Annotated in this window: 6 protein-coding genes and 1 riboswitch; of the genes, 4 read left to right on the forward strand and 2 right to left on the reverse strand. The window is 41.9% G+C overall.

The annotated features are described in order from the left end of the window. Nucleotides 1–9: 9 nt before the first annotated feature. Nucleotides 10–877, forward strand: a protein-coding gene (locus PX484_RS03115; protein WP_288102820.1) for an IS5 family transposase whose coding sequence is annotated in 2 segments (ribosomal slippage) — nucleotides 10–390 and nucleotides 392–877 — 867 coding nt in all. Because the reading frame shifts where the segments join, the coding sequence is not laid out codon by codon here. Between the two features lie 17 nt (nucleotides 878–894). Here PX484_RS03115 and PX484_RS03120 read toward each other — a convergent pair. Next, a complete protein-coding gene (locus PX484_RS03120) occupies nucleotides 895–2,967 on the reverse strand; it encodes a Calx-beta domain-containing protein (RefSeq protein ID WP_287768316.1) in 2,073 nt (690 codons plus the stop codon). A gap of 242 nt (nucleotides 2,968–3,209) precedes the next feature. Then, nucleotides 3,210–3,548: a hypothetical protein gene (locus PX484_RS03125; protein ID WP_287670045.1), complete on the reverse strand. Its 339-nt coding sequence runs from the start codon at nucleotides 3,546–3,548 to the stop codon at nucleotides 3,210–3,212. A gap of 341 nt (nucleotides 3,549–3,889) precedes the next feature. Continuing rightward, a riboswitch (cobalamin riboswitch) is annotated at nucleotides 3,890–3,989 on the forward strand. A gap of 77 nt (nucleotides 3,990–4,066) precedes the next feature. Between PX484_RS03125 and cobG the strand changes: the two genes are divergently transcribed. Genes cobG through cobI form a run of 3 tightly spaced genes read left to right on the forward strand, consistent with a single transcriptional unit; the run spans nucleotide 4,067 to nucleotide 6,820 of the window. Next, nucleotides 4,067–5,491: a precorrin-3B synthase gene (cobG, locus tag PX484_RS03130; RefSeq protein ID WP_002802253.1), complete on the forward strand. Its 1,425-nt coding sequence runs from the start codon at nucleotides 4,067–4,069 to the stop codon at nucleotides 5,489–5,491. A 1-nt stretch (nucleotide 5,492) separates the two neighbouring features. Then, entirely contained in the window at nucleotides 5,493–6,119 is a 627-nt protein-coding gene (locus PX484_RS03135; RefSeq protein ID WP_043997836.1) for a precorrin-8X methylmutase, read from the forward strand. Then, nucleotides 6,116–6,820: a precorrin-2 C(20)-methyltransferase gene (gene cobI, locus PX484_RS03140; RefSeq protein ID WP_287768313.1), complete on the forward strand. Its 705-nt coding sequence runs from the start codon at nucleotides 6,116–6,118 to the stop codon at nucleotides 6,818–6,820. Before PX484_RS03135 ends, cobI begins: the two co-directional genes overlap by 4 nt. Nucleotides 6,821–7,126: the final 306 nt, after the last annotated feature.

A 7,126-nucleotide genomic window follows, 5' to 3' on the forward strand; every position in this document is an offset into this window, starting at 1 on the left:
GATTGAAAGATGACTTACGAACAAGTAAAAACTTTAAAGCCAACAGAGTTCAAACGCTTGTGTGGCGTGTATCCAGATACATTTAAGGATATGGTAACAGTCCTAAAGGCAGAAAAAGTTTGGCAAAAAAAGACAGGTAGACCTAGCAAATTGAGTACGGAAGACCAACTACTAATAACACTAGAATATTGGCGAGAATATCGCACCTATTTTCATCTGGGAAATAGTTGGGGTATTAACGAATCAACGGCGTATAGAATTGTTAGGAAAGTAGAGAATATTCTCATCAAATCAGGTCTGTTTAATCTACCTGGAAAAAAAGCCCTCTTAGAAAGTAATAGTGAAATAGAAGTAATAGTGGTGGATGTGTCAGAACAGGAGATAGAAAGACCCAAAAAAAAAACAGAAATCATACTATAGTGGCAAGCAGGGATACCACACATTAAAGTCGCAAGTCGTTGCCGATCTCGCGCAGCGAGCGCGTTGCGACCAAAAAAGCGAGCAGGTAATCTGTGTCCGTTGTGAGAAAGGAAGAGTCCATGATTTTCGACTGTGGAAAGAGAGCAAAATAAGGTTAAATAAGAAAATAGAAATATTAGGGGATAAAGGCTATCAAGGAATTCAGAAGCTCCATCAAAACAGTCAAATTCCTCATAAAAAAAAGAAAAAAGAAAAACTAAGTAAAGAGCAAAAAAAAGCCAATCGTCAGTTATCACAACGGCGCATAGTTATAGAACATATTCATCGTCGTCTCAAAATATTTCGGATACTTTCATCAAGATACAGAAATCGCAGACGGCGATTTGGTCTGAGATTGAATTTGATTGCTGGTATCTACAATTACGAACTTCGTTACCGACAAAAGGATATATCTTGATTACTTTTGCAAGAGATCTAAGCATCACTCGTCCATTGTTTGGTAGCATTCCAAGCATCGCTCGTCCATTGTTTGGTAGCATTCCAAGCATCACTCGTCCATTGTTTGGTAGCATTCCAAGCATCGCTCGTCCATTGTTTGGTAGCATTCCAAGCATCGCTCGTCCATTGTTTGGTAGCATTCCAAGCATCACTCGTCCATTGTTTGGTAGCATTCCAAGCATCGCTCGTCCATGTAGTTGTGGCATTCCAAGCATCGCTCGTCCATTGTTTGGTAGCATTCCAAGCATCGCTCGTCCATGTAGTTGTGGCATTCCAAGCTTGACTAACCCATGTGGTTGTGGCATTCCAAGCCGTTACTGTCCAATTACTTACTGCACCCCAAGCATTTTCTCCCCACCCTGTAATGGCATTCCAAGCATCTTGTCCCCATTGTTTGGCAGCATTAACAGCAGCCGTTAGTTTTTCTATGGCAAATTCGATGTTCTCTAAGCCGATACCGTAGAGCAGTTCACCTATAGCTTGACGATTTAATTCAGTAGTGCTACGAAAAGTTAGCTGATTTGCCAAATATGGGCCAATGATTGGTACTGATGCTACTATCAATTGAATCGCAAAATAATCAGGATCGGGTAAATAGGTGAAGAAGGGACTACTTAGCGCATTTGTACCACCAACCGTATCTATCTTTAAATTAGCTGGTTTAGTCAAGCCACTGGACTCTACTTTAGGAATAATTACGGGATGAAGATGGGCATCAACAGGATTGGGAAATGAGGAAGGGACAAGCAATTGATTGGATAAAACATATTGTCCAGAAATATAACGAAATCCTGCCATACTCACTATGTCGATAGAAGTGATATAGTGAGTGACTTTCTCTGCACCCCTGAAACTATTAGCCGCACTCGTTGAAATACCCGGAGCATTAAACGTAACAATATTCCCTAAAGCACCTTGAGAAGAATAATCTGCCGCCACCCATTGGGTTAATGCTCCACCCAAACTATGACCTGTAATGTGGGGTTTTAGCGAGAGATTATCCTCTGGCTGACTTGCTTCTTGAAGCCATTGATTAACAGCCCCCCGATTGGCCGTAAATTGACCATAACCAATGCCATTGGGATTAGCATCATCCCAGACATCTGTTTTTAATTGATCGGGCTGTGTCCCCCGAATCGCCAAGACGGGGGCTTTTCCTTCATCGTAAATCGTCCCAGTCGCATAAGCCCAAGAGGTATCCTGCGCTTCTAGGTCATTGAGAGTTTCTACGACTTTCTGATAAGAGGATGAATTCACAAAATCTGGACCGAGAAATTCTTCTAAATCTGTCAATAAGCGATCTTTTTCTTGGTCACTCTCTTGGCTAATTTCGCTATTGACAGGATTGCTGATTAAAACAAAGAAATTTTCATCCGAAGTTAATCCTGTTGCCTGAAAACCTGTACTGCCATCGTTGAAAAATTGATCAACTCGATAGCCTAAATCTCCATAAGACAAACTACCGTTAAAGTCAATATCGTCTCCTTTATCCCAATTCTGATACGCTGTATCCCTTGCGAAAATCTCAAAATTGGCATTGCCCCCGTAATTAACAGGGGTATCTCCTAATATCCTGATTTCAACTTCTTTACGGGTTTCTCCTGGGGCAAAGGTTAATGTACCTGTAATCGGTTGGTAATCTATTCTGTCGTTCCCCGTTACACCATCTACGGCCGTTCCTACGAGCGTAAAATAATTAACAGTAACTTCTACATCAACTGCTTCTGAGAGAATCACAGGGAATTTGATGGTTGCCGTTTGATTACTTCCTCCTGGGACAGTAACATAGGCATCTTGTATATTTAACCCTGGTGCAATTGTTTCAACCGTATAATTCCATGCTGTTCCTTCATCATTGGTTGCTACAATTATCTCTAACTGATCAGAATCTCCTTCAGGAATTTGAACCGTTCCTGTCTTGCTTCCTCCAACAAATCCCGTTTCTAAGATATTCCTTCCTTCATAACGAATAATGAAATTATCAGGAATGGTATAATGCTCATAGTAAAAACTGGCATATCCTCCACCCGTCGTATCAAGGGTAATCACTTGGTAACTCCCTTCAAAGCCGCCACTATCTGAAACACTTCCCTGTTCAATTAAAATTTCTTGACCATCTATATATATCGTGGCGAAATCATTCTCTTGTTTTAATGCTTGCAGTTCTGATTCAGGTAAAGATAATCCTTGAACCAGCGCAGCAAAAATCTGTCCTTCATCTCCTGAAGAGTCTGAGTCATTAAGTATAACATCAAGAGAGTGTCCAAATTCTTCTAAAATACTACTTGTTATTACTGAAAGGGAATTCTCACTGAGAAATTCTTCAGATAGATAAATCGTCTTTGTCCCACTAGCATATCCGGCATAAGCACCATTAAGGGTCGTAGCAGTAAGAATCTCAAGGGAAGTCCAGTTATACTACCTTTTTGCCAATCTTGTGCCAAGTTAAGGGCAGTAACCGTCACAAAACTGTCTCCAAAGGCAAGCCTCATCTTCTCCATAAATTCTGGACTGGTAGCGAATTCCTGAAGAGAGTAAGATACGCTTTCCAGAGATTGGGAGAGAATTTGGCTAAACCTAAGAGATTGGTTGATTGTCTTGTTCCCAAACAAAAGATTAACTGAGTTCATAGTGTTTAATTCCTTTCCGAAACTCAAAGGACACTGGAGTTTATGAAATGTCAGTGGGTTAAGTCTATAGGCAATGTTAGAAACTATAACAAAAAAGACAGAAATTTTTCACATTCACAGTAGGTAGGGCTTGCTGAAAAAAAGCTGAAATGCTTGTGGTGCTTAAGATAATTGGGTAATTACTACGGCGGATTCAGGCTCAGTCTGGTACATCTTCTAAGGGTCAAGGCTTATCCAATAAGGAGTTGTCTGTGCCAGATGGATAGAGGAACCAGCCTATAGCTGATTTTTATCTAGCAACGCCAAAACTCAAACTGTGGTATGATCCTTAAACTTGTCTTTGGGAAAGTCCAGTGCAATTCTGGTACTGTGCCGCAGCTGTAATCAAGTAAAAAGTAAAAAGAGTACATCTTCCCTTTTTCCTTGCGAGTCAGAATACCAATTACAAGCTTTTGATCGGTAGTATAGACAACTAATTTTCTAACTACTTCTCTGCGTCGCATGGAGAACAAACAACGGTGAATTGGTTAGTTGAAGCAAATGCTTGTCCCGGTTTATTTTATGGAACTGCTGCCCAGGATGGGTTTTTAATTCGTCTCCGCACCCCCGGTGGATGGCTCAATTCTCCACAGGGAAAAGCGATCGCCACTTGGCTCGAACAATGGCAGACGACAATACAAGTTACCAATCGGGCAAATCTGCAAATTCGCGGACTGCAAAAATCCCCCAGTTTAGAAGAATTTCAAACCCTGCAAAAATTAGGGTTAGCTGCCCATAATCCCAGTGTTGATCATTTGCGTAATATCATGTCAAGTCCCACGGCTGGAATTGACTGTCAAGAATCGATCGATACTCGTCCATTAGTCCAAGAATTAGATAATTTTATCCAAAATTATCCATCAATTGCCGAACTAAGTCCTAAATTTAGTATCGGCATCGATGGCGGTGGTGCAGTGGGAATTGGCACCGGTTCAACTATGGCCTGGCAACACCGCTATAATGAGATTCAGCTATCGGCAATTACCGTCAAAAATCCGACAAATTTAACTTCTATTGTTTGCTTTCGATTAGCACTCGGAGGAGATAAACAATTCTATGATACGGACTTATTAATTGAGCCAGAAAACTGTTTAGCTGTGGTCAAAGCTTTAGTAAAGGTTTATATCGATTATGTTCAACAAACCCCCAATATCAAGGGTAAAAAACCTCGGATGAAACACCTGCTCAAAGATTGGGGATTAGCCAAATATCTCGAACAAGTTAACTGCCAATTACATCGGACTTCTACCGGCATAATACAAGGGCAAGAATACCAGCAGGCTGCCCATTCTACTCAACCCTATTTTCATCTAGGAATTCATCCTCAAAAGCAACCCGGATTGTCTTATATTGGTCTATCATTAAGATTAGGACAATTGACGGCTAATCAACTATGGGGATTAGCGGCACTATCAGAAACTTTTGGCAGTGGTCAGTTACGATTAACCCCTTGGCAGACTGTTATATTACCCGATATTCCCGATGAAAAAGTCTCAGAATTGTTGCCAAAACTGGCATCCTTAGGATTATCCGCTTCTCTTGGATGGGATGCGGGGATAGTTGCCTGTAGCGGTAAACCGGGCTGTGCGGCGGCGGCCACTGCAACTCAAATTCATGCTTCTCTCCTGGCAGATTATTTGAAAGAACGCTTAACCTGCAATTCTCCTGTTAATATTCATTTGACGGGTTGTGCTAAATCCTGCGCTCAACCGGATGCAGCCGAAATTACCCTTTTAGGAACTACCATCGAGGAAAATGGCCAAATACTAGAAGCTTATCAAGTCTATGTGGGTGATAGTCAAAAGTTCTTAGAAACACCTATATTTGAGGGAGAATTTACCAAGATTCCCCCCCTCATAGCCCAAATTTTAAGCTCCCAAAAATCGAAAAATTTAGATGAATAGAATGGAATACATTAAGAATGGTGAGGAAATTTACCGCAAATCTTTTGCTATTATTCGGGCTGAAACTAACTGGGAAAATCTCCCCGATGATTTAGCTCATGTGGCGGTTCGTCTAATTCATTCCTGCGGGATGACAGACATAACAAAAGATTTAGAAGCATCACCGGACGCGGTTAAAATCGGACGAAATGCCCTCGCTGGGGGTGCAGCAATTCTCTGTGATTCTCAAATGGTCGCTAATGGCATTACCAAAGCGCGTTTACCTAAAAATAATCCGATTATTTGTACCCTCAATCATCCAGAAGTGACCGAGTTGGCACGGCAAATTAATAATACCCGCTCCGCTGCCGCTTTAGAACTTTGGCGACCTCGTTTAGCTGGAGCAGTGGTAGCCATTGGTAATGCACCAACCGCACTTTTTCGCCTACTAGAATTGCTCGATCAAAATGTAGATAAACCGGCTTTGATTTTAGGCTTTCCCGTGGGATTTGTAGGAGCGGCAGAGTCGAAAACAGAATTAGCAACTAATAGTCGTGGTGTGCCATTTATTACCCTGCACGGACGCAGGGGAGGAAGCGCAATCGCGGCAGCAGCAGTCAATGCTTTAGCAAAAGAGAACGAATTATGAATAAATTAGGCAAACTTTATGGATTAGGAATCGGGCCTGGCGATCCCGAATTGTTGACGCTCAAAGCACACCGGATTCTCACAACTGTTCCGGTAATTGCCTATCCTACCTTAGAAAGTGGCAAAGTTTTGGCACGGGCAATTGTGTCGGATTTTATCCGTCCCGAGCAGATAGAAATTCCCATGCCTTTACCTTTTAGTGTCGAGCGCAGTTCTCAACCTCATTATGATATTGCCGCCGAAAATATCGCCGAACATTTAAACTTAGGTCGAGATGTGGCGGTGCTATGTGTGGGCGATCCGATGTTGTATGGCACGTTTATGTATATCTTTAATCGCTTGTGCGATCGCTTTTCCATTGAAGTCGTGCCGGGTATTTCTTCAGTGATGGCAAGTGCAGCAATGCTGGGTGTACCTATCACTTATCGAAATGACGTATTTAGTATTATGCCCGCTACTTTAGAGGCGGAAATATTGCGGGATCGCCTAGCCTTTATCGATGCAGCAGCGATTATTAAATTAGGCAGACATTTCGCTAAAGTTCGCAATATTCTCGAGGAATTAGGATTATTAGAACGCGCCCTCTACATCGAACGAGCAACCCTACCCAATCAGCAAATTATTCCGATTACAGAAGTCGATCCAGAGGCTGTCACCTACTGGTCATTAATTCTGATTCCTAGTAAAACTAAACCCCAATAACTCTATAGACACTAAGTTAAATCTTCTATCCCCTACCTGACAGAACCTATAGGGTTTAGATGATATTATGAAAATGTCTTTTCTTTGTTGCTTTTTTGATTGCATAGGGGGTTATATACAGCGTTTCTCGGATTGATAAGTAGGTAGGCGTTAAAAATTATCAGATGCCCCCCTTATCAAGGGGGGACTAAGGGGGGATCGGCACCCCCCTTATCAAGGGGGGATTAAGGGGGGATCGGCACCCCCCTTATCAAGGGGGGATTAAGGGGGGATCGAACCTAAAATCTATTTTTAATTTAATTATAA

The sequence above is a fragment of the Microcystis sp. M49636_WE2 genome (assembly GCF_030065375.1).
Taxonomy (GTDB): domain Bacteria; phylum Cyanobacteriota; class Cyanobacteriia; order Cyanobacteriales; family Microcystaceae; genus Microcystis; species Microcystis aeruginosa_C.